This is a genomic window from Methylobacterium sp. J-068 (assembly GCF_022829445.1).
In the GTDB taxonomy this organism is placed as follows: Bacteria; Pseudomonadota; Alphaproteobacteria; order Rhizobiales; family Beijerinckiaceae; genus Methylobacterium.
Genome location: NZ_JAKSXY010000031.1, coordinates 20824 through 46064, shown reverse-complemented (window position 1 = coordinate 46064; position 25241 = coordinate 20824). Strand labels below are relative to the sequence as shown.

Here is a 25241-nt window from a genome sequence, read left to right as displayed (position 1 = left end):
GGAGGCGCGACCCATGGCCCTCATCAAAGAGATCGACTACGGCACCCCGATCCGGGTGAACGAGCAGACCGTGACGCTCACCATCGACGGCATGAGCGTCACCGTCCCGGCCGGCACCTCCGTCATGGCCGCCGCCATGCATGCCGGCACGCAGATCCCCAAGCTCTGCGCCACCGATTCGCTCGAGGCGTTCGGCTCCTGCCGCCTCTGCCTCGTGGAGATCGAGGGCCGGCGCGGCACGCCCGCCTCCTGCACCACGCCCGCCGAGAACGGCATGGTGGTCTCGACCCAGACGGACAAGCTCGCCAAGCTCCGCAAGGGCGTGATGGAGCTCTACATCTCCGATCACCCGCTCGACTGCCTGACCTGTGCCGCCAACGGCGACTGCGAGTTGCAGGACATGGCCGGCGCGGTGGGCCTGCGCGATGTGCGCTACGGCTATGACGGTGCCAACCACGTCAAGCCGACCTCCGAGCAATACCTGCCGAAGGACACCTCGAACCCGTACTTCACCTACGATCCCTCGAAGTGCATCGTCTGCAACCGCTGCGTCCGCGCCTGCGAGGAGATCCAGGGCACCTTCGCGCTGACGATCTCCGGCCGCGGCTTCGACAGCCGCGTTGCCGCCGGCCCGACCAACTTCATGGATTCGGAGTGCGTCTCCTGCGGCGCCTGCGTGCAGGCCTGCCCGACCGCGACGCTCCAGGAGAAGTCGATCATCGCGCACGGCCAGCCCGATCACTCCGAGATCACGACCTGCGCCTATTGCGGTGTCGGCTGCTCCTTCAAGGCCGAGATGCAGGGCACCCGCATCGTCCGCATGGTGCCCTACAAGGGCGGCAAGGCCAATGACGGCCATTCCTGCGTCAAGGGCCGCTTCGCCTACGGCTACGCCACCCACAAGGACCGCATCACCAAGCCGATGATCCGCGACAAGATCACGGACCCCTGGCAGGAAGTCTCTTGGGAGGTGGCCATCGATCGCGCAGCCTCCGAGTTCAAGCGCATCCAGGCGAAATACGGAAAAGACTCGGTCGGCGGCATCACGTCGTCGCGCTGCACCAACGAGGAGGCCTACCTCGTCCAGAAGCTCGTGCGCGCCGCCTTCGGCAACAACAACGTCGATACCTGCGCCCGTGTCTGCCATTCGCCCACCGGCTACGGCCTGATGTCGACGCTCGGCACCTCGGCCGGCACGCAGGACTTCGCCTCCGTGGCGCATTCCGACGTGATCCTGGTCATCGGCGCGAACCCGACCGACGGCCACCCGGTCTTCGCCTCGCGCATGAAGAAGCGCCTGCGCGAGGGCGCCCGGCTCATCGTCGCCGATCCGCGCAAGATCGACCTCGTGAAGTCGCCTCACATCAAGGCCGACCACCATCTGCCCCTGAAGCCCGGCTCCAACGTCGCCTTCATCAACTCGATGGCGCACGTCATCGTCACGGAAGGTCTCGTCGACGAGGCCTATGTGCGCGAGCGTTGCGATCTGGTCGACTTCGAGGCCTGGGCCCGCTTCGTCGCCGACGAGCGCCACTCTCCCGAGGCGCAGGCGACCTATACGGGCATCGACCCGGCCGAGCTGCGGGCCGCCGCCCGCCTCTACGCCACGGGCGGCGCCGCCGGCATCTATTACGGCCTCGGCGTCACCGAGCACAGCCAGGGCTCGACCATGGTCATGGGCATGGCCAACATCGCCATGGCCACCGGCAACATCGGCATGCTGGGCGCCGGCGTGAACCCGCTGCGCGGCCAGAACAACGTCCAGGGCTCCTGCGACATGGGCTCGTTCCCCCACGAGCTTCCGGGCTACCGCCACGTCTCGGACGATGCCACCCGCGAGACCTTCGAATCGCTCTGGGGCGTGTCGCTCGACCAGCATCCCGGCCTGCGCATCACCAACATGCTCGACGAAGCCGTCGATGGCGCCTTCAAGGGCATGTACATCCAGGGCGAGGACATCGCGCAGTCCGATCCCGACACGCACCACGTCACCGCCGGCCTGATGGCGATGGAATGCATCGTCATCCAGGACATCTTCCTGAACGAGACGGCCAAGTACGCCCACGTCTTCCTGCCGGGCGCCTCGTTCCTGGAGAAGGACGGCACCTTCACCAATGCCGAGCGCCGCATCTCCCGCGTCCGCAAGGTGATGCCGCCGCTCTCGGGCGTCGGTGACTGGGAGGGCACCATGCTCCTCTCGAACGCGCTCGGCTATCCGATGAACTACAGCCACCCGAGCGAGATCATGGACGAGATCGCGTCCCTGACCCCGAGCTTCTCGGGCGTCAGCTTCGCCAAGCTCGACGAGCTCGGCTCGATCCAGTGGCCGTGCAACGAGGCCGCCCCCCTCGGCACGCCGATGATGCACGTGGACCGCTTCGTGCGCGGCCTCGGCAAGTTCATGATCACCGAATACGTACCGACCGAGGAGCGCACGGGCCCGCGCTTCCCGCTCATCCTCACCACCGGCCGCATCCTGTCGCAGTACAATGTCGGCGCCCAGACCCGCCGCACGGAGAACTCGCGCTGGCACGAGGAGGACATCCTCGAGATCCATCCCTTCGACGCGGAGGTGCGCGGGATCGTGGACGGTGACCTCGTCGCGCTGGAGAGCCGCTCGGGCGACATCGCCCTGAAGGCCATCGTCTCCGAGCGCATGCAGCCCGGCGTCGTGTATACGACCTTCCACCACGCCAAGACCGGCGCCAACGTGATCACCACCGATTACTCGGACTGGGCCACCAACTGCCCCGAGTACAAGGTCACGGCGGTGCAGGTCCGGCGGACGAACCGCCCCTCCGACTGGCAGGCGCGGTTCTTCGAGGAGGATTTCTCGCTGACCCGGATTGCGACCCAGCTGAATGCGGCCGAGTGAGCACGACGTTCTGACGCGAAACGAAGCGGACGCGCCGGCCGAGACGGCCCGGCGCGTCCCCACCCTGGTCGTCGCCTACGACGACGCGGAACCCCGCGCCGACACCCGGCCCCTCGCGGTCGAGATGCCGGTCAACCTCGTCTACGGCAACGTGCCCTATGCCGTGATGATGACGACGCCGGCCGATCTCGTGGATTTCGCCTACGGGTTCAGCCTGACGGAAGGCATCGTCGAGGCGGCCGACGAGATCCGCTCGGTCGTGCTCGAGCGGGACGAGGCGGAGGGTGGCATGCGCCTTCTCGTCGATCTCGTGCCCGGGCGCCTGCGGGAGCATCTGGCCCGCAAGCGCGCGATCTCCGGGCGCACCGGATGCGGCGTCTGCGGCATCGACGATCTCGCCTCGCTGCCGAAGGCCGATGCGCCGCTGCACGGGGCGGGGCGGGTCGGCGTCGCGGCGATCCAGCGCGCGCTGCTCGCGATGGGCGATGCGCAGGTTCTGAATGCGGAAACGCGCGCGGTGCATGCGGCGGCCTGGGCCGGGCTCGACGGGGCGCTCATCGCCGTGCGCGAGGATGTCGGGCGCCATAACGGGCTCGACAAGTTGATCGGCGCCCTGATCCGGCGCGGCACCGACCCGGCGGACGGCTTCATCGTCATCACCAGCCGGTGCTCGTTCGAGATGGTGGAGAAGGCGGCGAGCCTCGGGGCGAGCGTCCTCGTCGCGATCTCGGCTCCGACCTCGCTCGCCATCGACCGGGCCCGGCTGCACGGCATGACGCTCTGCGCCATCGCCCGATCCGACACCCTGACGGTCTTCACCGGCCGCGAAAGGCTCAGTCTTCCCGCGAGTCCCCCTTCATCAACGCGAGTTCCGATCCCATGAGCGCCCTCACGTCCGACGAAAAGCTCGTCCGCATGGCGAACCAGATCTCCACCTTCTTCCGGTCCTACCCGGAGGAGGAGGCCGTGGCGGGCATCCACAAGCACATCCTCGCGTTCTGGACGCCGAAGATGCGCGCTTCCCTGGAGGCCTTCGGACCGAAGCCCGAGAGCGGGCTCGATCCGCTGGCGCTCCGTGCGCTTCGGGAGAAGCCGGAGGCCGACAGCCCGGTTCGCGCCGGGACCCGGAACCCGCAGCTCCAGGGCGCCGGCGCCAGCGACGCCGGCTGACCACGCCGCGAGCGTCGGACCTCGAAACCAACAGGACCGCGCGGCGATCACCGCGCGGTCCTGTTCGTTCAGTGCCGTCTCTGACGGGGTTCGGTCCTACTCGGCGTCCTTGGCGCTGGTGCCGGGCACGATCGTGGCTCCTCCGATCACCCGCACCGGACGCTTGGCCTCGGCCGGAACGTCCTTCCAGCTCTGGGCAGCCGGCTTGTCGGCCGGTGGAGGCTGCACCGAGGCGGGCGTCATGCTCGATCCCGAGGCGGCCGGCGATGTGGCCTTGGGCGGCGCGATCGCGGCGCTGGCCGTGCCCGGCGCGGCCTCGATCTTCGCTGCGGCCGGCGGGACGTCCGAGAGCTTCGGGGCGTCCGGCGTCACGGAGGGCGCTGCGGGCTGGACCGGCGGCTTCGACCGCGCGGCCTTGCGCGGCGTATCGGCCTTCGGCCTGGCGTCGGAGCCGCGCGCATCCGGGTTCAGCCCCATCGGATTGCGATCGATCGGCTCGGCGCGCGGCGGCGGCGCGGCCTGGAGGCCGGGATCGGTTCGTGCCGCGAGGTCCTGGCGCTCCGGCGAGGCCGGACGTGCCCGGCGCGACTGGCTTTGCGGAAAGGGAATGTCGGCGGGCGGGACGAATCGCTCGGCCTCGCGGATCGGCCGGCGCGGTCCTTCGTCCTCCTCCGTCCAGCCATAGCCGGGGGCGCCGCGGCGGGCGATCCGTGCCACGGGCTCGGGCGGGACATCCAGGCGTTGGCGCCCGATGATTCGGCCGTCGCGCGAGTCCACGAACAGGCGCATCCGGTCGCCATAGGGGTTCGAGGCCTCGACGATGTAGGCTCGTCCGTCGAACTGAGGGCGCGTGACGTCGGTGAAGCCACGGTCGTTCAGGCGCCAGACCACGGCGCGCGGCGGCATGATCGGGTCCGGCTCGTAGGCATACTGTGCCCGGGCGCTGCCGATCCCGAGGGCCGATACCGTGAGAAAGCCCGCGACGAGGCCTGCGGATATGGCGCGAAGTGACGGGGATGCACGCATGGGCGTCCTGCGACACGGATTCATCGGGTTCGGAATCCAGATAAGGGGTCGATCCGGAGGCCTGCTGTTGGCGCAGGTCCCCCGGTTCACGATCCGCCGGGTCTCGCAACCCCGCATGCCGCTTGTGCTCGGCGGAACCGTGTTAAGCGTTGGATTGGGGCGACAATGCGGGGTCGCTGCGGCGGAATTGTTCCGCGCCGTCAGATCCCGGATCGGTCCGCTCCCGGGGCTGCCTTCACCCTGCGGCATCGTTTCCGCATTTGGCGGTGGGTTCCAGGCCGGAAAACCGTGGTGTGCGCCTCGGCACGCACTTGCTGGAGCGGTTAAAATCTGTCACTTTCCCTCGGTAGGACAGCAAGGCTGTCCCATTTCCGGTAGAGAGCCTGCCCGGATGGCTGTGAGGATCTCGCTCAGGTGAGTGTGCCGGCGACCAAACGAGATTCGAAGCCGGTTGCCATGATGGCGATCCGGGCCCGCACGGCTTGAGACCAAGCCGGCGTCGAGCCCGCGAGGAGCGGGCGCTTCTGACCGAAGAACCCGCCTAGAGCCGACGCTGTCGAGAGACGCGAACCCAGATGCCCCTTGGCCTCTGGGCATGAAACATGCTCGCATGCGGGCAGGTCGGAGGCGAGAGATGGTGGACGTGGTCGCATCTTCTGAGTTCGGGGCGTCGCAGGCGCCGGTTCCCGCCACCCGCGACGGCGGCGCGCCGCTGATCGTGCGCGACCGGGCCCTGCCGAAAGCCCAGGGGCTCTACGACCCGGCCCGCGAGAGCGATGCCTGCGGCGTCGGCTTCGTCGCCGACATGCACGACCGGCGCAGCCACGCCATCGTGCAGCAAGGCCTCCAGATCCTGAAGAACCTGGACCATCGCGGCGCCGTCGGCGCCGATCCGAAGATGGGCGATGGCTGCGGCATCCTCGTGCAGATCCCGCACGCCTTCTTCAAGGCGGAATGCGAGGCCCTCGGCATCGCGCTGCCCGAGCCCGGCCATTACGGCGTCGGTCAGTTCTTCCTGCCGAAGGATCCGGAGGCGCGCGGCCTCGTCGAGGAGATCGTCGTCAAGGCGCTTGCCGACGAGGGCTTGCCTTTCCTCGGGTGGCGCGACGTGCCGGTGGACCCGAGCGATCTCGGCGTCATGGTCAAGGAGACGGAGCCCTTCCACCGTCAGGTCTTCATCGGCCGGCCCGCGACCATCGCGGACGAGGACGCCTTCGAGCGCCGCCTGTTCACCGCCCGCAAGGTAATCTCGAACAAGGTCTACGGGCTCAAGGACGAGCGGGCGAGCACCTATTATCCCGTCTCGCTGTCGACCCGGACTATCGTCTACAAGGGCATGGTGCTGGTCGACCAGCTCGGCGATTATTACCGTGACCTGCAGGACGAGCGCTTCGTCTCGGGCCTCGCGCTCGTGCATCAGCGCTTCGCCACCAACACCTTCCCGACCTGGCGCCTCTCCCACCCCTACCGGATGGTCGCGCATAACGGCGAGATCAACACCCTGCGGGGCAACGTGAACTGGATGGCGGCGCGCCAGGCCAGCGTCGATTCGGAGCTGTTCGGCAACGACATCTCCAAGCTCTGGCCGATCTCCTACGAGGGCCAGTCGGACACCGCCTGCTTCGACAACGCGCTCGAATTCCTCGTGCAGGGCGGCTACTCGCTCGCCCATGCGATGATGATGCTCATCCCCGAGGCGTGGGCCGGCAACCCGCTGATGGGCGAGGAGCGCCGCGCCTTCTACGAGTACCACGCCGCCCTGATGGAGCCGTGGGACGGGCCGGCGGCCGTGTGCTTCACCGACGGCCGTCAGATCGGCGCGACGCTGGACCGCAACGGTCTGCGCCCGGCCCGCTATCTCGTCACCGATGACGGCCTCGTGGTGCTCGCCTCCGAGATGGGCGTGCTGCCGATCCCCGACGAGAAGATCGTCGAATCCTGGCGCCTGCAGCCGGGTCGGATGCTGCTCATCGACCTGGAGAAGGGCCGCATCGTCTCCGACGAGGAGATCAAGAGCGAGCTCGCCGCAGCCCACCCCTACGCCGAATGGGTCAAGAACACCCAGATCGTTCTGGAGGACCTGAAGCCCGTCATCCCGCGCGCCTCGCGCTCGGACGTGTCGCTACTCGATCGCCAGCAGGCCTTCGGCTACAGCCAGGAGGACCTGAAGCTCCTCATGGCGCCCATGGCCGTGACCGGCCAGGAGGCGGTTGGCTCCATGGGCACCGACACGCCGCTCTCGGCGCTCTCGGACAAGCCGAAGTCGCTCTACTCCTACTTCAAGCAGAACTTCGCGCAGGTCACGAACCCGCCGATCGACCCGATCCGCGAGGAGGCCGTGATGAGCCTCGTCTCGTTCATCGGCCCACGCCCGAACCTGCTCGACATGGAGGGCGCCTCCCGCAAGAAGCGCCTCGAGGTGCGCCAGCCGATCCTCACCAACGGCGATCTCGAGAAGATCCGCTCGATCTCGCATTTCGAGGACCGCTTCGACACCAAGACCCTCGACATGACCTTCCCGGCCGAGACCGGGGCGGCCGCCATGGAGGGCGCGGTCGATCGCCTCTGCGACCGGGCCGAGGTCGCGGTACGCGGCGGCTACAACATCATCATCCTGTCGGATCGCGGGATCGGCCCGGATCGTATCGCGATCCCGGCTCTGCTCGCCACGGCCGCCGTGCACAACTACCTGATCCGCAAGGGGCTGCGTACCTCGGTCGGCCTCGTGGTCGAGTCGGGCGAGCCGCGCGAGGTGCATCACTTCGCGTGTCTGGCCGGCTACGGTGCCGAGGCGATCAACCCCTACCTCGCCTTCGAGACGCTGATCGCGATGAAGGACGAGTTCCCGCCGGACCTGACGCCGGATGAGATCGTCTATCGCTACATCAAGTCGATCGATAAGGGCCTGCTCAAGGTCATGTCCAAGATGGGCATCTCGACCTATCAATCCTATTGCGGCGCGCAGATCTTCGACGCGATCGGCCTGAACTCGTCCTTCGTGGCCCGCGATTTCTTCGGCACCGCCACCACCATCGAGGGCATCGGCATGGCCGAGGTCGCGCAGGAGACCGCGCGGCGCCATTCGGACGCCTTCGGGGATTCACCGATCTACCGCACCGCCCTCGATGTCGGCGGCGAGTACGCCTACCGCCTGCGCGGCGAGAGCCACACCTGGACGCCGGATTCGGTCGCCACGCTCCAGCACGCGGTGCGTCTGGGCCTGCCCGATCGCTACCGCGAATATGCGCGCCTCGTGAACGAGCAGGAGAACCACCTCAAGACCATCCGGGGCCTGTTCCGCATCAAGCAGGCTGCCGAGCTCGGCCGCGCGCCGGTGGAGATCGATCAGGTCGAGCCGGCGGCGGACATCGTCAAGCGCTTCGCGACGGGCGCGATGTCCTACGGCTCCATCTCCAAGGAGGCGCACGAGACGCTCGCCATCGCGGTGAATTCGTTCGGCGGCCGCTCGAATTCGGGCGAGGGCGGCGAGGAGGTCGAGCGCTTCAAGCCGATGGCGGACGGGCGCTCGCGCCGCTCGGCGATCAAGCAGGTGGCGTCGGGCCGCTTCGGCGTGACGACGGAATACCTCGTCAATTCCGACATGATGCAGATCAAGGTCGCGCAGGGCGCCAAGCCCGGCGAGGGCGGCCAGCTGCCCGGCCACAAGGTCGATGCCAAGATCGCCAAGGTCCGCTACGCCACCCCGGGCGTCGGCCTGATCTCGCCGCCGCCCCACCACGACATCTACTCGATCGAGGATCTGGCCCAGCTGATCTTCGACCTGAAGAACGTGAATCCGGCGGCCGACGTCTCGGTGAAGCTCGTCTCCGAGGTCGGCGTCGGCACGGTCGCCACGGGCGTCGCCAAGGCGCGCGCCGACCACATCACCATCTCGGGCTTCGACGGTGGCACGGGCGCGGCCCCGCTCACCTCGATCAAGCACGCGGGCGGCCCCTGGGAGACGGGGCTCGCCGAGACCCAGCAGACCCTGGTGCTCAGCCACCTGCGCGGGCGCGTGGTGCTCCAGGCCGATGGCGGCATCCGCACGGGCCGCGACGTGCTCGTCGCGGCGCTGCTCGGAGCCGACCAGTTCGGCTTCTCCACCGCGCCGCTGATCGCGGCCGGCTGCATCATGATGCGCAAGTGCCACCTGAACACCTGCCCGGTGGGCGTGGCGACGCAGGACCCCGTCCTGCGCAAGCGCTTCAAGGGCACGCCCGAGCACGTGATCAACTACTTCTTCTTCGTGGCGGAGGAGTTGCGCGAGCTGATGGCGGCGATGGGCTTCACCAAGCTCGAGGACCTCATCGGCCGGGCCGACTACCTCGACACCCTCGAGGTGATCCAGCACTGGAAGGCCAAGGGCCTCGACTTCTCGAAGCTGTTCCACCGTCCCGACGTGCCCGAGCACGTCGCGATCCGGCACACCGAGAAGCAGAAGCACCCGATCGACACCGTGCTGGACCGTCGCCTGATCGCGGGCGCGCAGTCGGCGCTCGACGGTGGCGAGCCCGTGGTGGTGCGGGACGTCATCAGGAACTCGGACCGGACCGCCGGTGCCATGCTCTCCGGCATGGTCGCCAAGGCGTACGGCCACGAGGGCCTGCCCGACGACACCATCCGGGTCGAACTCTCCGGTACCGCCGGGCAGAGCTTCGGCGCTTGGCTGGCGGCCGGCGTCACCGTGGTGCTCACGGGCCACGCCAACGACTATGTCGGCAAGGGCCTCTCGGGCGGCAAGCTCATCATCCGCCCGTCCGATCAACTGAAGGCGCCGGGCTCGCACACCATCATGGCCGGCAACACCGTGCTCTACGGCGCGATCGCGGGCGAGGCCTATATCCGGGGTTCGGCCGGCGAGCGCTTCGCCGTGCGCAACTCGGGTGCCATCGCGGTGGTCGAGGGCATGGGCGACCATGGCTGTGAGTACATGACCGGCGGCGTCGTCGTCTCGATCGGCGAGACCGGTCGCAACTTCGCGGCCGGCATGTCGGGCGGCATCGCCTACGTGCTCGACGAGGACGGCTCGTTCTCGGCCCGCTGCAACCTCTCCATGGTCGATCTGGAGCCCGTGGAGGAGGAGGACGACCTCATGCGCCGCTTCCACCAGGACGGCGACCTGGAGACCAAGGGCCGCGTCGACATCCTGGCCGACATGTCCGGCCACGACGAGGAGCGCCTGTCCCAGCTCATCACCAATCACCTGAAGTACACGGGCTCCCCGCGTGCCAAGGCGATCCTCGATGACTGGGCCGGCTACCGCACCAAGTTCGTCAAGGTGATGCCGGTGGAGTACCGGCGCGCCCTGCGCGAAATGGAGATGGCGCGGATGCCGGTGGCGGCCGAATAGGCGTTTCGGGTCGTCTGGGGCGGACTGGAAGAGGAGGGCTTCATGATCGAGAGACGCGTGCGGCTCCATCGCAACGGTCCGTCCCAGACCATCGAGATTCCGGCCGAGTTCGCGCTGCCCGGGGACGAGGCCCTGCTTCAGGTGGAGGACGGGCTTTTGACGCTGGTTCCTCTCCGGCGGCCGTCGCTGCTCGCGACACTCGCGGGCTTGTCTCCGATCGACGAGGATTGGCCGGAGATCGAGGACCGGCCGCCCGAAGCCGTCGCCTTCTAGATGCGCTACCTTCTCGACACGAACATCCTCTCGGGACTCGTTCGGGCTCCAAACGGATATCTGGCTGAGAAGATCGGCGAGGTCGGCGAGGCCAACGTCTATACGAGCGTCGTCGTCGCCGCCGAACTGCGCTTCGGGGCGGCCAAGCGAGGATCGGAGCGCCTTTCCCGGCAAGTCGAGCGCGTCCTCGACGCCATCGACGTCGCCGGGTTCTCTCCCCCGGCCGATCGCGTCTATGGCGAGGTCCGCTGGGCCCTGGAGAGAGCCGGAACGCCGATCGGCGCGAACGACCTCCTGATCGCGTCGCAGGCGTTGTGCGACGCGAGTGTCATGGTGACCGACAATGTCGGCGAGTTCTCACGCGTACCGGGTCTGCGGGTGGAGAACTGGTTCGAGCGCTAGCGCGCATTCGCGCGAAGGATTGAGTCTCCGCTTCGCGCGGAGCAACGAAGATAAGGTGGGGCTTTCGGTTATGGGCAAGGTCACGGGTTTCCTCGAATTCGACCGGCAGGAGCAGAAGTATCAGCTCGCCGCCGATCGCGTGCGGCACTTCCGCGAGTTCACGCTGCCGCTCGACGAGCACGACCTCAAGAAGCAGGCGGCGCGCTGCATGGATTGCGGCATTCCGTTCTGCCATGGCGACACCGGGTGCCCGGTCCACAACCAGATTCCGGACTGGAACGAGCTCGTATACCAGTCCGACTGGGAGGAGGCGGCGCGCAACCTGCACTCCACCAACAACTTCCCCGAGTTCACCGGCCGCATCTGCCCCGCGCCCTGCGAGGAGGCCTGCACGCTGAACCTCGAGAACCAGCCGGTGGCGATCAAGACCATCGAGCAGGCGATCGCGGATCGCGCCTGGAACAACGGCTGGGTCAAGCCCGAGCCGGCTGAGCACAAGACCGGTAAGAAGGTCGCGGTGATCGGCTCCGGCCCGGCCGGCATGGCGGCGGCGCAGCAGCTCGCCCGCGTCGGCCACGAGGTCCACGTCTTCGAGCGTGAGCCGAAGGCCGGCGGATTGCTCCGCTACGGCATCCCCGACTTCAAGATGGAGAAGCGCCACATCGACCGGCGCGTGAAGCAGATGGAAGGCGAGGGCGTGCGCTTCCATTACGGCGTCAATGTCGGCGTGAACAAGCCGCTGAACGAACTCACGGCGGAGTTCGACGCGGTGCTGTTCGCCGGTGGCGCCGAGGATCCGCGCAATCCGCAGCTTCCGGGTCAGGATCTGGCCGGCGTGCACTACGCCATGCCGTTCCTGGTGCAGTCGAACCGCCGCGTCGGGGCCGAGCCGATGCCGGGCAACGGCGAGGCGCCGATCCTGGCGACCGCCAAGAACGTCGTGGTGATCGGCGGCGGCGATACCGCCTCGGATTGCGTCGGGACCTCGTTCCGCCAGGGCGCCCTGTCGGTGACGCAGCTCGACATCCGTCCGCGTCCGCCCGAGCGCGAGGACAAGCTCTCGGTCTGGCCGTACTGGCCGACGAAGATGCGGACCTCATCCAGCCAGGCCGAGGGCGCCGAGCGCGAGTTCCAGGCGGCGACGCTTCGTCTAGAGGGCAAGAAGGGCAAGCTCACCGGCGTGGTCTGCACCCGCGTCGACGAGAAGCGCCAGCCCGTGCCGGGCGGCGAGTTCGTTCTCCCGGCCGACCTCGTCTTCCTGGCGATCGGCTTCGCCGGCTCGGTGCGCAAGGGCCTCCTGGAAGAGTCGGGCGTCGTCATGGACAAGCGCGGCAACGTCACCGCCAACGAGCTCGACTACCGGACCTCGAACGAGAAGATCTATGCCGCCGGCGACATGCGCCGTGGGCAGTCGCTCGTGGTCTGGGCGATCCGCGAGGGCCGTCAGGCCGCCCGCTCGATCGACGAAGCCCTGATGGGCGCGAGCATCCTGCCGCGCTGAGGCCGAAGACCTCCGATTCCGGATTGTGACGGCCCAACCGTCGCAGTCCGGAACACCGTGCACCCGCTCCCGATTGCCCTTCCGACACACGATGAAGTCGGGACCCGCGCATGACCGAGCCGATGGCCGAGCCGAAGATCGAACCCTATGACGGCCCCGCGGGTGGCTGGGGCTCGGCGGGGTCCCTCGCGGAAATCCTGAAGCGGGAAGAAATCCCGGTCTCGGGCGCCGCCCTGTTGATGAAGCAGAACAAGCCTGGCGGCTTCATGTGCGTGTCCTGCGCATGGTCGAAGCCCGCCAAGCCCAGCACCTTCGAATATTGCGAGAACGGCGCCAAGGCGACGGTCTGGGAGCAGACCGCCAAGCGGGTCGGACCCGACTTCTTCGCCCGCCACTCGGTGACGGAACTGCTGGGCTGGACCGACTACGCGCTGGAGGAGAAGGGCCGCCTGACCCATCCGATGCGCTACGACCCCGCCACCGACCGCTACGTTTCCGTCTCGTGGGAAGACGCCTGCGCAGAGATCGGGCGTGAACTGCGCGCCCTCGATCCGAATTCGGTGATCTACTACACCTCCGGTCGGGCCTCCCTGGAGACCTCGTACATGTACGCCCTGATGGCGCGCATGCACGGCACCAACAATCTCCCCGATTCGTCGAACATGTGCCACGAGCCGACCTCGGTCGGCCTCAAAGCCTCGATCGGCAGTCCGGTCGGCACCACGATCCTGGAAGACTTCGAATCGACCGACCTGATCCTGTTCTTCGGCCAGAATGTCGGCTCCAACGCGCCGCGGATGCTTCATCCGCTGCAGGATGCCCGCAAGCGGCGGGTTCCGATCATCACCTTCAACCCCTTGAGAGAGCGCGGACTCGAGCGTTTCACCAACCCGCAATCGCCCACCGAGATGCTCACGCGAAGCTCCACCGAGATCTCGACGCAGTATCATCAGGTCAAGGCGGGCGGCGACATCGCGGCGATCACCGGCATGTGCAAGGTGCTCATCGCCGCCGACCGCGAAGCGACGGAAGTCTGCCGACCTCGCATCCTCGACGTCGATTTCATCGCCGAGCACACGCACGGCTTCCGGGATTTCGTCACCTATTGCGACGGGCAGGGCTGGCCGGCCATCGAGGCGCGTTCCGGCCTGACCCGCGAGGCGCTGGAGGAGGCAGCGACGGTCTATGCCCGCGCCCGCTCGGTGATCGCCGTCTACGGCATGGGCCTGACGCAGCATCGTCGCGGCACCGAGGGCGTGCAGATGCTCGTCAACCTGATGCTGCTGCGCGGCAATGTCGGCCGCCCCGGCGCCGGCCTCTGCCCGGTGCGCGGGCATTCCAACGTGCAGGGCCAGCGCACGGTCGGCATCACGGAGAAACCGGAACTCGCTCCCCTCGACACGTTGAAGGACCTCTACGGATTCGAGCCCCCGCGCGAGAAGGGCCTCAACACCGTGGAAGCCTGTGAGGGCATCGTCGCCGGCGAGGTCAAAGCCTTCGTGGGGCTCGGCGGCAACTTCGTCCGGGCGGTGCCCGACACGGTGCGGATGGAGGAGGCCTGGCGATCTTTACGCCTCTCGGTCCAGATCTCGACCAAGCTCAACCGCTCGCACCTCGTCCACGGCGAGGTCGCCTACATCCTGCCCTGTCTCGGCCGGATCGAGGTCGACGTCCAGGCCAGCGGTCCCCAGGCGGTCTCGATGGAGGATTCGACCTCCTGCTTCCACGGCTCGTGTGGCCAGACCAAGCCGGTGAGCGAGGCCGTGCGATCCGAGCCCTGGATCGTGGCCGAGATCGCCAAGAGCCTGCTTCCCCCCAATCCGAAGGTCGACTGGGACGCCTGGGTCGGTGACTACGCCAAGGTCCGCGACGCGATCGAGGCGACCTATCCGACCGTGTTCCATGACCTGAACGGGCGGATGTTCGATCCGGGCGGGCTGCACAAGCCGCTGGCGGCCCGCGACCGCAAGTGGGAGACCGAGACGGGCAAGGCGAATTTCACGGTGCCGGGCGGCCTCGAAGCCGACCCCGACATGGGAAGCGACCGGCGCGACGTGCTCGACCTCATCACCCTGCGATCGAACGACCAATTCAACACCACGGTCTACGGTTACGACGATCGCTTCCGAGGCGTGAAGGGTACCCGCATGGTGCTGTTCATGAACGGCGACGACATGGAGCGGCTCGCCCTGTCCGATGGCGAGGATGTCGACCTCGTGACGGAGGCGAAGGACGAATTCGTCCGCGAGGTCCGAGGCCTGCGCGTGATCAAGTATGGCATTCCCGCGGGCAATGTCGGCGGCTACTACCCGGAGCTCAATGCCCTGATCCCCCTCTGGCACTACGACGCGCAGGCCAAGACACCGGCCGCCAAGGCGATCCCGGTGCGCATCCGGAAGGGGGGGCCGCTCGCGGTCGCGGATTGACGCCGGGCCGGTTTTTCCGGTGCCACTCCCTCGACGGCCAGCTTCGGCGACCCATAATCGCTGCATGGAACGCTTCGACGACGCGCATGACCGGCGCCAGGCCATCATCGACCGCATGCTCGCCGAGGCGCTGCATCCGGCCGGAGAGGAGGGGCCACGCGGCCATGGCGGGTTGTCAGAGGACATGCGCCGGACCGTCGACCTCCTGCTGGCGAAGGCCGAGGCGCAGCGCCAGCGTCGCCTGACCTACGAGGACCTGGAGGAGGCCCTCCCGCCGCGCGACGTCACGGCCGAGGACCTCGAAGCCATCTTCTGGATTCTCTCGGAGCACGGGATCGCCATCGAGGACGGCGATCCGGCCGGGGAGTGATACTGTCTCTGCTCGATCGAAGCGGAGACGGTCTCACTCGGGCGACGTGGACGGGCTCCGACCGATGTTCTGGTCGGGTGATCGTCCCGCCCCACGCCAATCCAGTGCGCCGCGCGCACCGGGAATGGCAGCCGCGTCCGCGCTTTCCCTCGCCTCCGCGTGAGAACCGCTCTATAAGCCCCGCTCTCCGCGGCGCTTTCCGCCGCGCGGACCCGACCGAAAGGCGGAACGGAGACGATTATGGCCGAGCGTTGGACACCGAAGACCTGGCGTAACCTGCCGATCCAGCAGGTCCCGGCCTATCCGGATGCCGCCGCCCTCGAGTCCGTCGAATCGCAACTGGCGAGCTTCCCGCCGCTCGTTTTTGCAGGCGAGGCGCGCAAGTTGAAGTCCGCCCTGGCCCGTGTCTCCACGGGCGAGGCGTTCCTGCTTCAGGGCGGCGACTGCGCCGAGAGCTTCGACGAACATTCGGCCGACAACATCCGCGATTTCTTCCGCGTCTTCCTGCAGATGGCACTAGTCCTCACCTTCGCGGGCGGTTCACCCGTGGTGAAGGTCGGCCGCATCGCCGGTCAGTTCGCCAAGCCGCGCTCCTCGCCGACCGAGACGCTGGAGGGCGTGAGCCTGCCGAGCTACCGGGGCGACATCGTCAACGGGCTCAGCTTCACGGAAGAGGCGCGCGTGCCCGATCCGCGCCGGCAGCTGGAGGCGTACCGCCAGTCGGCGGCGACGCTGAACCTGCTGCGCGCCTTCGCCACCGGCGGCTATGCGAACCTCGAGAACTCGCACCGCTGGATGCTGAGCTTCGTGAAGGATTCGCCGCAATCCTCGCGCTACGCCGATTGCGCCGAACGGATGACCGAAACCCTGGACTTCATGCGGGCCATCGGCATCAACCCCGAGACGCACCAGGAAGTCCGCACCACGGATTTCTACACCAGCCACGAGGCCCTTCTGCTGGGCTACGAGGAGGCGCTGACCCGCGTCGATTCCACCAGCGGCGACTGGTACGCCACCTCGGGGCACATGCTGTGGATCGGTGATCGCACGCGTCAGCCGGACCACGCGCACGTGGAATATGCGCGCGGCATCAAGAACCCGATCGGCCTGAAATGCGGACCGTCGATGACGGCCGAGGGCCTGATCCGGCTCGTGGACCAGCTCAACCCCGCCAACGAGGCCGGGCGCCTGACGCTGATCTGCCGCTTCGGCGCGGACAAGGTCGGCGAGCATCTGCCGGCCTTGATCCGGGCCGTGGAGCGGGAAGGGCGCAACGTGGTCTGGGTCTGCGATCCCATGCACGGCAACACCATCTCGGCCGGCGGATACAAGACGCGTCCGTTCGAGCGGGTGATGCAGGAGATCGAAGGCTTCTTCGGCGTCCATCGCGCCGAGGGGACCGTCGCGGGCGGCATCCATCTTGAGATGACCGGCAAGGACGTCACCGAATGCACGGGCGGCGCCCGGGCGTTGACGGCCGACGATCTGCGCGACCGCTACCACACCTACTGCGATCCCCGCCTGAACGCGGAGCAGGCCCTGGAAGTGGCCTTCCTGACCGCCGAGCTGGTCAAGCGCGAGCGCACCGCGATCGAGCGGCCGCGCCTCGACGCCGCCGAATAGCGGCCGCTCGCGGTAGAAGCGACACGGGCGGAGCGGCGGATCGGGATACGGCTTGCAGCGATGCCGTCGATGTCCCGTGCCGGTCCGTCCGGTCGCGAATCCTCCGCCGATCAGGAGGCGAGCATCGCGTCGCCGAAGCGCTGCACGAGGCGCATCTCGAGCTTGCCCTGCATACTTTCGAGGATCGCCATGGCATCGCGGGGCGGCATCGGCGGCTTGTAGGACCGCCGTTCGGTGAGCGCCGCGTAGATGTCGCAGATCGTCAGGAGGCGGACGGTGTCGCTGATCTCGGCGCCCACGAGCCCATCCGGATAGCCCGATCCGTCCAGCATCTCGTGGTGGTGACGAACGGCGCCGAGGGTCGTGGCATCGCATCCGCTGTCGCGCAGGATCTCGTAGCCGATCACGGGATGCTGGCGCATGATCGTCGTCTCGTCGGCGTCCAAGCGGCCGGGCTTGTTCAGGATCTCGCGGGGAATCCTGGCTTTGCCTACGTCGTGCAACAGGGCGGAGCGCACGAAGTGCTCGCGGTCCTCCGTGCGAAAGCCGAGATGCAGAACGAACTGCGCCGCCACGCCGGCCACCAGCAGGCAGTGCTGGTAGGTGGCGTCATCGTGCGTCCAGACGGTTTCCAACCAGCGGTTCAAGCCGCCTTCGCGCACGGCCGAGAGGATCGGGTCGAGGCTGGCATCGAGCTGCGGGAGGGCGATCGTGCCCCCGTCCCGAACACCATCGAAGAGACCCGTGAGCACTTCCGTCGCGCGGGTGACTCCCTGCACGACCGGCAGGATCTTCGGGTCGGATTCGTCCGGGCCGATCTGGTCGAGCAGCGCGTTCACGACGATGTGCGGCGCCGTGTAGGCCGGGAAGCAGACGGTGGCGCCGAGATCGCGCGCAAGGCGCAGATCGCGATCCGACGTCGAGCGCAGCAGGCAGATGAGCGGAATCTCGGCCGCCTTTCCATGAGGAATGAAGGCACGCAACCGACTGACCGCTTCACGACGGGTCAGGGTCAGATCCGATACGATCGCGCAGGGCTTGGTATAGCCGACGGCCTCCTCGCTGCTGCCGACGACCTTGCACTGCCCGATCGCCTTGATCAGCGTCTCGAGGGCGGCGCTCCGATCGGGACGGTCGGTCAGCAGATAGATCGCGCCCTGTCGCATAACGGCTTTGTTCCTCCCACGCCGCGTTATGCGCCGAAATCGAAAACAAGTCGTTTATCCGAGCCGCTGTCGACGCAACAATAAATTCTGGCGCGCCGACATCAAGGTTAGATTTTCGCGGGAGAGTATTGCTTGTGCCTCACTCGGTGTGGAAGTCAGCTGCCGAACGTGCAAGAAAGTCGGATAAAAACGCCGAGGTGAATTCGCCGCAATTCCCGTCGTTCGCGGACGATCTGTGGTTCGGAGGTGTCTGTTCGACGGGGTGGAGCGGGAGATGACGTCGCCCCCGCGATCGTTCGTCCGTCACGCGAGCGCGGACCGCGGAGCTTTCGCCCGTCGCGGTCCGCGCGTCCTTCACGTCATCCACCTCGCTCCGCGACGCGTCACCTGTCCGCCCGGCCGAGTATCGGAGGGTTCAGCAGCCTTCGGCCTTCTGCGCGGCCGTCGGCTTACCCTCGGTTTGCTTGGCCACATCGCTGGGCGACGTCGCGCGGTCGGTGCCGACACCGTTCAGGGCGCCGACGGTGCCGGGCGACTCGGCCTTGGCGCCCGGCGTGACGTTCCCGGTCGAGCCGGGCTCGACCTTCGAGGACTTGTCGGCTTGGCTCGGGTTCTGGCCCGTGGAGCCGGTGCTGCACGGGGCCGCGAAGGCGGTGGTCGCCGACAGACCGAGGATGAAGGCCGTACCGGCGAGTGTCGTCAGGCGGGACATGTGATCTCCAGACTTGTTCGTCGCAGACGTGATTCTTATCGGGCTCTCAACGTCGCGTGATTGCCTTGGTTCCTGATGCTGGGCGCCAGCGAGACTTGCGGGCCATCGGCCTGCATTGACACCGACGCCGATGAGGACTGCGCATTCGATGTTGCGGCGCAATGAGACCATGGCCTTGACTGCGCGCGGATGACCTCGTCCGTCGGAGACGATGATCCTCCTGCCCCGGGGGTCGGCACGCCGGCTCGACACCGCACCTGCGACGAACAGGATCGTGTCTCTGGTACACCAGCCGCCTTTTTCCGCCCGCGTGTTCACGTTACGTTGTGGATCGGGATGGCTTCCTCTCCATCGCCGGCATCCCCGCGATACCGGCTCCGATGGTCCGGCTTCCTGCAATCCGGTGCCTCCCGCCCTCGAACGTCCGTGATCCGCATCCCGTGAAGATCGCCATCATCGCGCACCTCAAGTTCCCGATCGCTCAGCCGTTCTCGGGGGGGTTGGAGATGCACACGCATCTGCTCGCATCGGCGCTCCAGGCGCGCGGGCATTCCGTCACCCTCTATGCTTCGGAGGGGTCACGTGGACATTTCGATCTCGTCTCGGTCTGTCCTCCGACGGGCTGTGCCTTCGACGACGTTTCGGAAGCCCGGATCGATGCCGCCGAGCACGCCGCCTACGTGCGGATCATGGATGCGGTCGTGGCCGGCGGCTACGATTTCGTCCACAACAACAGCCTGCACTTCCTTCCGCTGCTGCGGGCGGGCGAACTGGCCGTTCCGATGGTGACGGCCCTTCACACGCCGCCCTTCGAGCCGTTCGTGCGCGGCGTCCGAGCCCGCGCCCGCGACATGACCTTCGCGGCGGTGTCGCCCTCCCTGGCACGGGAATGGCGCGACCTGCTCGGTGAGCCGCAGGTCATCGGCAACGGGATCGATCTCGATGCCTTCCGCTACTCCGCTGCGCCGAAGGGAGCACCGCACGCCATCTGGATGGGTCGCCTCGTCCCCGAGAAGGGTCCGCACCTCGCCATCGATGCCGCCCGCGCCGCAGGACTGCCGCTGAAATTCGCCGGTCCCCGTTCGAACCCCGCCTATTGGGACGCCGAGATCGCGCCGCGGCTCGGCGATGACATCACCTATCTCGGACATCTGGGGCACGACGACCTCGCGGCCCGGGTCGGCGAGGCGCATGTCGCCCTGTGTACGCCGCGGTGGGAGGAGCCGTTCGGCCTCGTGCTCGCCGAGTTCCTCGCCTGCGGCACGCCCGTCGCCGCCTTCCGGCGGGGTGCGATCCCCGACATCCTCGATGCCGCCTCGGGCGTGCTGGCGGATGCCGACGACGTCGCCGATCTCGGTCGGGCCGTGACCCAGGCCATCCGCCTCGACCGGGCCGATTGCCGTCGCCGGGCCGAGCATCTCTTCGATGCCAGCACGATGACCGACCGGTACGAGCAGCTCTACGACATGGAGCTTCAGCGGGCCGCTCGCGCAGCCATCACGGCACGCGTCATCAATGCCTGAGATGGACCTGTCCCTCGGCCGGGCGGTGGTCTGCGTCCCGGCCCGCAACGAGGCGGAGGCGCTGCCCCGCCTCATCCGCTCGCTCGACCGGCAGGACGGTTACGGTGACGGGGCGCGTCTGCGCGTCCTGGTGCTCGCCAACAACTGCACCGACGCCACCGCCGCCACCCTGCGCGCGATGCGGAGCGACGGCGTTGTCCCTCATCTCGATCTGCGCATCGTCGAGGCGACGATCGCGCCTCCGGACGCGCATGTGGGGACGGCGCGACGCCGGGCGCTCGATGCCGGCGTCGCGTGGCTGGCCGAGGACGGCGTCGCCGACGGCGTCCTGCTCAGCACCGATGCGGACGCGATCACGCCACCGGATTGGGTGCGCGCCAACCTTCGCGCCCTGCGCGGGAGCGAGCTCGTCGGCGGTCGCCTGCGCCTGCAGGGCGACGAGCGCGCGGACAACCCGGCGATCCGCGCGCTTCACGATCGGATCGAGGAATACTGGTCGGCGGTGCGCGACCTGGAGGAGGCATTCGATCCGCCGGCGCATGATCCCGCTCCGCGCCACGGCGATCACGTCGCCGCCAGCCTGTGCCTGCGGGCCGATCTCTATCAGCGGGTCGGCGGCCTGCCGATGCTGCCCTGCGGCGAGGACAACGCGCTGGTCTCGCGCGTGCGCTGGCATGGCGGCCGCGTGCGTCACTGCCCCCACGTCTCGATCCTGGTCTCGGATCGCGGCATCGGCCGGGTCCAGGGCGGGATGGCGACCGAGATGGTGCGCCGGGCGCGCGTCGCTGCCGGCACGGAGGCCTATCGGCTGCCATCGGCCCGGCATTGGCGCAGCCTGATCGAGCGCCGTCGCGCGATCGCCGCGACGCTGACCGATCCGGCCGGACCCGAGGCGGCCTTGCGGGCCCTCGGCCTCTCGCCGGCCGATATCGCCGCCGTCGCCCCGACGCATTGCCCGAACGCGATCGCCCTGGTCGAGCGCGTCGAGGCGCGGGTCGGCGAGGGAATCCCGGAGGCGGTGGCGGTGCCGCTGGAGGAGGCCCTGGCAGGGTTGCACGCCATGCTCGCCGAGGCCGGGATGGCGCGCGTCGCATGAGCCGCCGGCCCATCGGCTACTATGTCCATCATCAGGGCGCCGGGCACTGGCAGCGGGCGAACCTCATCGCGGAGGCCCTGGACCGCCCGGTGACGCTGATCGGAACGCTGGCGGATCTCGACACGCGTGGCGCACGCGCGCCCACCCTCGACCTGCCCGACGATCGTCTGCTCGCACGCTTCGACGGACGGGATGGCGCCTCCGCGCGCCCGGAGGCGTTCCACTACGCGCCGGTCGGCGCGGACAACGTGCGCGCGCGCATGGGCCGTCTCGCGGCCTGGATCGTCGAGGCCGACCCGGCGCTGATCGTCGTCGACGTCTCGGTGGAGATCGCCCTCTTCGCGCGCCTGATGTCGGTGCCGACCCTGGTGGTGCGCCTGTCCGGCAACCGCACCGACACGCCCCATTGCGAGGCTTTCCGAAGCGCCGAGGCGGTCCTGGCGTTCTTCTCTCCCGAACTCGAGGCGGCCGGAACGCCGGACTGGGTTCGGGCAAAGACCCTCTATGCCGGCATGCTGGCGCCCGGGACCGTCGCGACCCCCGTCTCGGACGACGGCTCGATCGTCGTCGTCTACGGGCGGGGCGGCGAGGGAGGCCGGATCACCGACCTTGCCGATGCGGCCCGCGCGGTTCCGGAGCGGCACTGGCACGTCCTTGGACCGGTCGAGGGCGTCGCCGCCGATCTGCCCGCGAATCTCACCCTTTACGGGTGGGTCGCCGATCCGGCCGCGTTCCTCGCGCGGGCCGCCCTGGTGGTGGGAGCCGGTGGCGACGGCGTGGTCTCGACGGTGGCGGCCCTGGCCAAGCGCTTCCTCTGCCTGCCCGAGCCGCGTGCCTTCGACGAACAGGTCGCCAAGGCCGAGGCCCTGGCGGCGATGGCCGCTGCGATCCACTGCCCGGCCTGGCCGCGAGGGTCCGAATGGCCGGCCCTGATCGCCGCCGGATTGCGGCTCGACCCGGCGCGCATCGGGGCCCTCGCGGAGCCCGGCGCCGTCGCTCGGGCGGCCCGGCTCATCGGCGACGTCGCCGACCGGGCCGAGGCACGCCGCGCCTGAAGCGACCTTAGAACGGGCGGTCGGCGGGTACCCGCGTGGCCGCGATCTCCTCCGTCGTCGGCTGGCGCAGGACGGAGAGGGTCGTGCGCCAGTCCGGGCCGATCAGGCCCCGCGCCGCGAAGGCGTCGAGCCAGCCATCCATCGGCCAGATCCCATGGCGGCCATGGAAGCGCTCTGCGTTGCGGACGATGTCGGTGAAGTGCTGCAGCGGCGGGTCGCAGGCGAGGTGGTGCTGGTGGAAGGCCCGGCCCCCGGCGGTGAAGAGCACCGGAACACCGAGCGCGTCTGCTCGAAAGGCGAGATCGGTGTCCTCGGCCCCATAGCCGTCGAAGCCCTCGTCGAAACCGCCGAGACGGTCGAAGGTCGTCGCGCGCACGCCGAAGGCCAGGGACCAGAACAGGCCGGCATTCCCCGAGCGTTCGCGTCCGCTCTCGGGGAAGTGGCGCACGGGGTGCGGATGGCCGGCCGCGCGCAGGCCGGATTCCGTCCAGCCATCCGCGACGGCACCGGCGGGCAGGTAGCGGATCTCGCAGCAGATCAGGCCATCGGCCTCTTCCAGGTCGGCGCTCAGCCGCGGCACGAGATCGGCGGAGGGGATGCAATCGACGTCGAGGAAGATCAGGTGCTCGGTGGTCGCCGCCCGCCGGCCCGCGTTGCGGGCCCGCGCCAGCGGCAGGCCCGGAGCATCGAGCACGACGCGGCGGATCGGAAACCCGAGCTCCGTCAGTGGCGCAGGCTCGGCCCCCATCTCGACCACGATGCAATCCTCCGGGTGAGGACCGCGCGCGAGACCTTCGAGGAGGCGCGCCAGATGCGCGTCCCGGCCCTTGTTCAGGGTGATGACGGTGGTTCCGGCGATCACGAGGCGGACGGGTCCATGGCGATGAAGATCTCGTGACGGCCGAGGAAGCGCTCGATCATCGCCGCCTCCAGCCGGAAGCCGGCGGGATCGTCGGCGATGAGGTCCGTCGTCTGCGATCGGTGAGCGGCGACGGCCTGGGCCTTGGCCGCCCGGTGAACGCCGACATCGATCCGGTATCCTGTCGGCGCGTCCCCGACCTCGGTGCCCTCCGGCAGGGTCCAGCCCCAGACCGGATAGGCGAAGCTGCGGATCCTGCCGAGCCGGCCTCGCGCCAGCGTGACGATGGCGGCAGCGGCCTGATGGTCGCAATGCGGGTCGTGCCCCCAGGTCACGCAGACCGCGCCAGCGCCGGCGCGCTTGGCGATGTCGACGATCCGGGCGGCGGCCGCCTCGGCGGTCGGGCCCGAACGCGGAACGCCGGCATCGGGCAGGCGCAGGAACGTCACGCACTCAGCCGGCACGCCGAGGGCCTCGACGGCGTCGCGGGTCTCCTGCTCGCGAAGCGTCCGCAGCTTGTCGGGCGGGTACAGGGCCGAGTGTGTGTGCGAGCCGCAGCCGTCGCTGACGATCACGACCTCGACCGTCTGCCCACGGGCACGGGCTTCCGCCATCACGCCGCCGCAGCCGAGACTCTCGTCGTCGGGATGCGGCGCCACGACGACGAGCCCCGCACCGCCCGTGAGCGTATCGAGATCGACCACCGGCAGGCGTTCGGCGGCGGCGAGGAAGGCATCGGCGTGCATGACGGGCTCGTGTGACGGCGCGGCGATCGCGAGCCGCTTTTCTAGCCGGGGTTCCCTGATCGCTGCCTGAACGAGGGCCGGAGCCGCCCCGGCCTTACACCAAATCCGATCGATCCCTTCGGGATAGCGGATTTGGACTTCGCTCGGGCGCCGCGCGGGCTGAGCGAGACCGTCTCACACCGCCGTGCCGCTCGCCTCGGTGAACGCGGCGATGCCGCCGGCCGTGGTCAGCCAGATGTCGTCGCGGCGGGCGGCGATATGGGCGAGGGCCCTGCGCAGGGGGCGAAGGCGGTGCGGCTGCCCGACGATATAGGGGTGCAGCGCGATGCCCATGACCAGGGGCGCGGTGCGGGACTGCTCCAGCATCTCGTCGAACGCCTCGACCAGGGCTTCGGCGAATTGCGGTCCGGTGTCCTTGCGGGCCACGATGGCGGGGATGTCGTTGAGTTCCTGGGGATAGGGGATCGCGAGGATGCGGCCGCCCTTCCGCGTCGCGAACCAGGTCGGCTGGTCGTCGTGGCACCAGTCGAGCAGGTAGCGGTAGCCCGCCTCCGCCAGGAGATCGGGCGTGGTCCGGCTCTGGGAGATCCAGGGTCCGAGCCAACCGGCGGGCGCCTTGCCCTCCCGTTCGGTCAACGCCGCGGTGGCCTGCGCGATGAGGGCGCGCTCCCCGGCCTCGTCGAGATCACCCTGGCGCTCCGAATTGGTGCGGCCATGCCCGACGATCTCGTCGCCGCGTGCCCGGAAGGCCTCGATCAGGCCGGGGCAATCGGCGTAGAGCCGGCTGTTGACGATGACGCTGGCGGGAAGGCCCAGCGTGTCGAGCGTCTCCTTGATGCGCCAGGCGCCGATGCGGTTGCCCCAATCGCGCCAGGCGTAGTTCAGCACGTCCGGTTGCGGAACGCCGGGAGCGAGTTCGGCGCCGAGGCCGCGTCCGAAATCGAAGCCCTCGAGGTTCAGCCCGAGATAGACCGCGAGACGCTTGCCCCCGGGCCAGTCGTAGACGGGCCGGTCGGGCAGGGCGCTGTAGGGGTAGCGGCCGTGATGCGGGCCGGGTTGGTCGGTCAT

At 68.6% G+C, this 25241-nt stretch carries 19 protein-coding genes; 13 read left to right on the top strand and 6 right to left on the bottom strand.

The genetic code is table 11. The features are described 5' to 3' along the window. Positions 1-13 precede the first annotated feature (13 nt). From fdhF to MKK54_RS02520, 3 genes are read left to right on the top strand one after another with little or no spacing between them, the layout of a single operon-like run. Positions 14-2875, top strand: a complete 2862-nt coding sequence (gene fdhF, locus MKK54_RS02530; protein WP_244008927.1) for a formate dehydrogenase subunit alpha — start codon at positions 14-16, stop codon at positions 2873-2875. Then, complete coding sequence (gene fdhD, locus MKK54_RS02525; RefSeq protein ID WP_244008926.1) at positions 2862-3758, top strand: formate dehydrogenase accessory sulfurtransferase FdhD; 897 nt, start codon at positions 2862-2864, stop codon at positions 3756-3758. Before fdhF ends, fdhD begins: the two co-directional genes overlap by 14 nt. Continuing rightward, positions 3755-4045 carry a formate dehydrogenase subunit delta gene (locus MKK54_RS02520; protein WP_244008925.1) on the top strand — a complete coding sequence of 97 codons (291 nt, stop codon included), beginning with the start codon at positions 3755-3757 and terminating at the stop codon, positions 4043-4045. The genes fdhD and MKK54_RS02520 overlap by 4 nt, the downstream gene beginning before the upstream one ends. A gap of 96 nt (positions 4046-4141) precedes the next feature. Here the strand turns inward: MKK54_RS02520 and MKK54_RS02515 are convergent, their stop codons facing one another. Continuing rightward, positions 4142-5071, bottom strand: a complete 930-nt coding sequence (locus MKK54_RS02515) for a hypothetical protein (protein WP_244008924.1) — start codon at positions 5069-5071, stop codon at positions 4142-4144. 634 nt (positions 5072-5705) lie between these two features. On the opposite strand from MKK54_RS02515, the gene gltB reads away from it, so the two are divergent. From gltB to MKK54_RS02480, 7 genes are all read left to right on the top strand, one after another. Continuing rightward, the gene (gene gltB, locus MKK54_RS02510; RefSeq protein ID WP_244008923.1) at positions 5706-10421 is read left to right on the top strand and encodes a glutamate synthase large subunit; all 4716 of its coding nucleotides are present in this window, start codon (positions 5706-5708) and stop codon (positions 10419-10421) included. Positions 10422-10463: 42 nt separating this feature from the next. Beyond that, positions 10464-10694, top strand: a complete 231-nt coding sequence (locus MKK54_RS02505) for an antitoxin (RefSeq protein ID WP_244008922.1) — start codon at positions 10464-10466, stop codon at positions 10692-10694. After that, positions 10695-11096 (top strand): type II toxin-antitoxin system VapC family toxin, encoded by a 402-nt coding sequence (locus MKK54_RS02500; protein ID WP_244008921.1) that lies wholly within the window; start codon positions 10695-10697, stop codon positions 11094-11096. 70 nt (positions 11097-11166) lie between these two features. Beyond that, positions 11167-12597 carry a glutamate synthase subunit beta gene (locus tag MKK54_RS02495; protein WP_244008967.1) on the top strand — a complete coding sequence of 477 codons (1431 nt, stop codon included), beginning with the start codon at positions 11167-11169 and terminating at the stop codon, positions 12595-12597. Positions 12598-12719: 122 nt separating this feature from the next. After that, on the top strand, positions 12720-15023 hold the full coding sequence (locus MKK54_RS02490) for an FdhF/YdeP family oxidoreductase (RefSeq protein ID WP_244008965.1): 2304 nt from the start codon (positions 12720-12722) through the stop codon (positions 15021-15023). A 64-nt stretch (positions 15024-15087) separates the two neighbouring features. Continuing rightward, entirely contained in the window at positions 15088-15393 is a 306-nt protein-coding gene (locus MKK54_RS02485; protein WP_244008920.1) for an RNA polymerase sigma factor region1.1 domain-containing protein, read from the top strand. Between the two features lie 240 nt (positions 15394-15633). Next, positions 15634-17016 carry a class II 3-deoxy-7-phosphoheptulonate synthase gene (locus MKK54_RS02480; protein WP_244008919.1) on the top strand — a complete coding sequence of 461 codons (1383 nt, stop codon included), beginning with the start codon at positions 15634-15636 and terminating at the stop codon, positions 17014-17016. Between the two features lie 110 nt (positions 17017-17126). On the opposite strand, the gene MKK54_RS02475 is transcribed toward MKK54_RS02480, so the two are convergent. Both MKK54_RS02475 and MKK54_RS02470 read right to left on the bottom strand, forming a co-directional pair. Then, positions 17127-18182, bottom strand: a complete 1056-nt coding sequence (locus tag MKK54_RS02475) for an HD-GYP domain-containing protein (RefSeq protein WP_244008918.1) — start codon at positions 18180-18182, stop codon at positions 17127-17129. Between the two features lie 415 nt (positions 18183-18597). After that, positions 18598-18894, bottom strand: coding sequence for a hypothetical protein (locus MKK54_RS02470; protein WP_244008917.1), 297 nt, complete (start codon positions 18892-18894; stop codon positions 18598-18600). Positions 18895-19334: 440 nt separating this feature from the next. Here MKK54_RS02470 and MKK54_RS02465 point away from each other — a divergent pair, with 440 nt between their 5' ends. From MKK54_RS02465 to MKK54_RS02455, 3 genes are read left to right on the top strand one after another with little or no spacing between them, the layout of a single operon-like run. Next, complete coding sequence (locus MKK54_RS02465) at positions 19335-20417, top strand: glycosyltransferase family 4 protein (RefSeq protein ID WP_244008916.1); 1083 nt, start codon at positions 19335-19337, stop codon at positions 20415-20417. Further along, positions 20410-21513, top strand: a complete 1104-nt coding sequence (locus MKK54_RS02460; RefSeq protein WP_244008915.1) for a glycosyltransferase — start codon at positions 20410-20412, stop codon at positions 21511-21513. The genes MKK54_RS02465 and MKK54_RS02460 overlap by 8 nt, the downstream gene beginning before the upstream one ends. Beyond that, positions 21510-22568 carry a glycosyltransferase gene (locus tag MKK54_RS02455; RefSeq protein ID WP_244008914.1) on the top strand — a complete coding sequence of 353 codons (1059 nt, stop codon included), beginning with the start codon at positions 21510-21512 and terminating at the stop codon, positions 22566-22568. The genes MKK54_RS02460 and MKK54_RS02455 overlap by 4 nt, the downstream gene beginning before the upstream one ends. Positions 22569-22575: 7 nt before the next feature. On the opposite strand, the gene MKK54_RS02450 is transcribed toward MKK54_RS02455, so the two are convergent. The 3 genes from MKK54_RS02450 to MKK54_RS02440 form a co-directional block, all read right to left on the bottom strand. Beyond that, entirely contained in the window at positions 22576-23427 is an 852-nt protein-coding gene (locus MKK54_RS02450; protein ID WP_244008963.1) for a glycosyltransferase family 2 protein, read from the bottom strand. Then, entirely contained in the window at positions 23427-24173 is a 747-nt protein-coding gene (locus MKK54_RS02445) for a PIG-L deacetylase family protein (RefSeq protein WP_244008913.1), read from the bottom strand. Before MKK54_RS02445 ends, MKK54_RS02450 begins: the two co-directional genes overlap by 1 nt. A gap of 174 nt (positions 24174-24347) precedes the next feature. Next, positions 24348-25241 carry a polysaccharide deacetylase family protein gene (locus tag MKK54_RS02440; RefSeq protein WP_244008912.1) on the bottom strand — a complete coding sequence of 298 codons (894 nt, stop codon included), beginning with the start codon at positions 25239-25241 and terminating at the stop codon, positions 24348-24350.